General features: G+C 54.8%; 4 protein-coding genes. All 4 read left to right on the forward strand.

Going from position 1 to position 3738, the window contains the following annotated elements; all coding sequences use genetic code 11:
* Window positions 1–825: ABC transporter permease (locus QZ197_RS13650; protein ID WP_296432667.1), on the forward strand; the 825-nt coding region annotated here is incomplete at its 5' end.
* Window positions 825–1739, forward strand: a complete 915-nt coding sequence (locus tag QZ197_RS13655; protein ID WP_296432668.1) for an ABC transporter permease — start codon at window positions 825–827, stop codon at window positions 1737–1739. The genes QZ197_RS13650 and QZ197_RS13655, both read left to right, overlap by 1 nt.
* Window positions 1740–1773: 34 nt before the next feature.
* Window positions 1774–2850, forward strand: coding sequence for a BMP family ABC transporter substrate-binding protein (locus tag QZ197_RS13660; RefSeq protein WP_296432669.1), 1077 nt, complete (start codon window positions 1774–1776; stop codon window positions 2848–2850).
* Between the two features lie 280 nt (window positions 2851–3130).
* Window positions 3131–3738 (forward strand): type IV pili methyl-accepting chemotaxis transducer N-terminal domain-containing protein (locus QZ197_RS13665; RefSeq protein ID WP_296432670.1); only part of this gene is annotated, 608 nt, incomplete at its 3' end.

A 3738-nucleotide genomic window follows, 5' to 3' on the forward strand; every position in this document is an offset into this window, starting at 1 on the left:
GGGATTTGGAACATTGGCGCAGAAGGCCAGTATATTGTCGGCGCAATTTTCGGAGCGGCAGTTGGGCTCGCGTTTTACCCTTACGAATCCTTCATCATATTTCCGCTGATGGTTTTGGCCGGCGCATTTGGTGGCTTTCTTTGGGCCATGATCCCCGGGTTTCTCCGCGTCAAATTTGGCACCAACGAAATTCTGGTGTCCTTGATGTTGGTCTATGTGGCAGAGCAATTACTGGCCTCTATGGCGCTTGGCACGTTGCGCAACCCCGAAGGTATGGGGTTTCCGGGCAGCCGCAACTTGGCGCAATACCCGTCCGCGACCAGTTGGATTGATCAATCCGCAGGTATGCATTGGGGGATTGTTGCAGCCTTTATCGCAGTGATTTTCGCCTACGTCGCCCTGTCGCGACACATCTTTGGCTTTAACGTGCGTCTGTCAGGCCAAAGCCCACGCGCCGCGCGTTTTGCGGGTGTGAACCCGTCGAAGTTAATCTTGATCTGCATGGGTATTTCGGGCGCATTGGCCGGACTTGCTGGACTTTTCGAAGTCTCTGGTCCCGCAGGCCAGATCAGCATCGATTTCAACGTCGGCTATGGCTTTACTGCAATCATCGTGGCGTTTCTGGGTCGTTTGCATCCCGTCGGCATTCTGCTGGCCGGAGGACTGATGGCGTTGACCTATATCGGCGGCGAAATCGCGCAATCCAACCTTGGGCTGCCACTGGCTGCGATCCAATTGCTACAAGGGATGCTGTTGTTCTTCCTGCTCGCTGTTGATGTGTTGACCAACTACCGCGTCCGATTTGGAAAAGGGGGGGTCGCATAATGGATCTTTCTTCAATCAATCCGATCCTGCTCCTGGCGTCTTTGATGGTCGCCGCCACCCCTATCCTGCTTGCTGCAATCGGAGAGTTGGTGGTTGAGCGTGCAGGTGTCCTGAACCTCGGGGTCGAGGGCATGATGATCACCGGAGCCGTCTGCGGATTTGTCGTTGCGGTCGCGACCGGTTCACCCTGGCTGGGCTTTATCGGGGCTGCCATCGGCGGTGCGCTGATATCGCTGATTTTTGGCTTTCTGACGCAGATATTGCTGTCAAACCAAGTGGCCACCGGACTTGCACTGACCCTGTTTGGTTTGGGCCTTTCGGCACTGATGGGCCAAGGCTATATCGGGATCAAAGCACCCAGCTTTCCAGATTGGCACATCCCGTTGCTTGGGGACATTCCCGTTTTGGGACCAATCGTTTTCCAGCATGACCCGATGGTCTATGTGGGCCTACTGATCGTCGCGGTCGTCTGGGCTTTCCTCAGGTATTCACGCGCTGGATTGATCCTGCGTGCCGTCGGCGAAAACCACGAAGCCGCACACGCCTTGGGCTATCATGTTGTCCGCGTGCGGATTATGGCGATCATGTTTGGCGGAGCCTGTGCAGGGCTTGGTGGGGCGTACCTGAGCCTTGTGCGCGTACCCCAATGGACCGAAGGCATGACCGCTGGCGCAGGCTGGATCGCACTGGCCATTGTTGTCTTCGCCAGCTGGCGACCGGGGCGGCTTTTGCTGGGTGCCTATTTGTTTGGCGGCGTGACCGTCCTGCAGCTAAATCTGCAAGCAGCGGGCGCTGCAATCGCAGTTGAGTATCTTTCTATGGCGCCGTATCTGGCAACCATCGCCGTTCTGGTTATTATGCGGGCTGGACGAGCGCCCGGATCACTGGGCCAATCATTCCATGCCTCACGTTAAAGGCGTCACCAACAAGACCACCAAGGGGAAACACATGAAAATCAAATCCATTCTGACCGGTGCAACACTTGCACTTGGTTTTGCCACCGGCGCTTTTGCCGATGCGCATCAAACCAAAGTAGGCTTTGTCTACGTTGGCCCAATCGGCGACGGCGGCTGGACTTACGAGCACGACAAAGGCCGTTTGGCCGTCGAAGAAGCATTCGGCGACGCGGTTGAAACCGTCTACGTCGAAAGCGTCCCTGAAGGTGCCGACGCAGAGCGCGTGATGACACAGATGGCGCTGCAAGGTGCCGACCTGATCTTTACAACTTCCTTTGGTTATATGGATCAAACAATCAACGTCGCTGCCAATTTCCCGGATGTGAAGTTCGAGCACGCAACTGGTTACAAGCGCGCTGATAACGTATCCACCTATTCCGCACGCTTCTATGAAGGCCGCGCGATCCAAGGCCACATTGCCGGTCACATGACCGAAAGCAACATTGTGGGCTACATTGCGTCCTTCCCGATCCCGGAAGTTATCCGTGGCATCAACTCTGCATTCTTGCATGCGCGCGAAGTCAACCCTGACGTCGAGTTCAAAATTGTTTGGGCCTACACTTGGTTCGATCCAGCAAAAGAAGCCGAAGCTGCCTCTGTTCTGATCGAACAAGGCGCTGACGTGATTTTGCAGCACACCGATTCGACTGCACCGCAGGCCGCAGCGCAAGCTGCTGGCAATGTTGTGACATTCGGCCAAGCATCCGACATGGCAGAGTTCGGTCCATTCCCACGCGTTTCTTCCATCATCGACGATTGGGCGCCTTACTACATCGCGCGCACCAAAGCAGTCATGGATGGCACATGGGAAAGCACTGACACATGGGACGGCATCGGCCCAGGCATGGTTGGTATCGGTGAAATCACCGACGCTGTACCTGCTGACGTCAAAGCATCTGCAGAAGCCATGATCGAAGTCTTGCGCACCGGCGAATACCACGCCTTTACAGGCCCGATCAACAAACAGGACGGTTCTGTTTGGCTGGCGGACGGCGAGATCGCAGATGACGGCACATTGGCTGGCATGAACTTCTACGTTGAAGGCATCACTGGCGAAATCCCACAGTAAGCCTTACGCTAGGTCACCTTGAAAACCCCGCCAATTCCGGCGGGGTTTTTTGTGAAAAACGTTTGTTTTAACTGTAAACTGCAGCCTTCGTGGTTAAGATTCACACTTCACGTATTTTGAGACGAAACGTCTTAATTTAGCCTGATTTCGGTTGTGTAAGGCCCACGTACTCGAACCAAACATTTTGAGTTCGAAATGGGTTATCTGCAGCACATCACTGCTTTTGATAGCTCAGTTGTTTAACCTCGGCAGTGTTATGCCGACAGATGGAGTGTCTCGCATGACGCACAAGAATGCTGCCCAAACACGTTTCCGGAAAACGTCCAATTTCGCTCTCATTTTGGGCTTTGTCGGCCTCGCCAGCGCCACTACTGTTCATGCCGATGATGCGGATGTATCGCAGGTCACGCCTGTGCAGTTTGTCCAGGACAGTGGTGCCAGCGAACGGATCAATTTCTCGGGTAAGCTACGTATGCTTAGCCAAAAGATCGTGGCAACGTCTTGCTATGCACAAGCAGGTATCGCACCGGAGATGAGCCGCGCAAGCCTGGGCACGACAACGACAGAGTTCGCGCAAATCCTAAATGCGCTCGAATTTGGCGATCCAGACCTTGGTATCTCAGGTGCCGAAGACCGGCGGCGTACGCTTGCTGGCATCAATAAAATCAAAGATCTGTGGGCCCCTATCGCAGTGCTAGCCGCCAAGGTTGAAGCAGGCACAGGTACACTAGACGACGTCAATGAAATCGCGGCCCAAAGCGCGCAACTGCTGGACATAGCACAGCGCTTGGTTGTGCAGATTTCCGGGCAATACACCGGCCAAACGACGGTTCTGCAAACAGATGTCTTCACCATCGATATCGCTGGACGGCAGCGTATGCTGGCACA

Origin of the sequence: Yoonia sp. (assembly GCF_017854415.1) — a bacterium.
Taxonomy (GTDB): domain Bacteria; phylum Pseudomonadota; class Alphaproteobacteria; order Rhodobacterales; family Rhodobacteraceae; genus Yoonia.